Here is a 231-nt window from a genome sequence, read left to right on the forward strand (position 1 = left end):
CGGCCTCCAGCGCGCCGGCATCCACCTCTATGCCGGCTTCGCGCAACATAGCGATGCCGCGGCCGGAGACACGCCGGTCGGGATCGGTGACGCTGATCACGACGCGGGCAACGCCATAGGCGATCAGCGCCTCGGAACAGGGCGGCGTTTTGCCGTGATGCGAGCAGGGTTCGAGCGTCACATAGGCGGTCGCGCCGCGGGCGAGCACGCCTGCTTCAGCGAGCGCCTGCG

1 pseudogene is annotated in these 231 nt (G+C 70.1%); it reads right to left on the bottom strand.

What is annotated here, in order from left to right:
- Window positions 1-231 (bottom strand): annotated as a pseudogene (locus tag EOD29_RS35445) (riboflavin biosynthesis protein RibD); the annotation flags it as partial.

This window comes from Mesorhizobium sp. M1A.T.Ca.IN.004.03.1.1, assembly GCF_003997555.1.
Classification (GTDB): Bacteria; Pseudomonadota; Alphaproteobacteria; order Rhizobiales; family Rhizobiaceae; genus Mesorhizobium.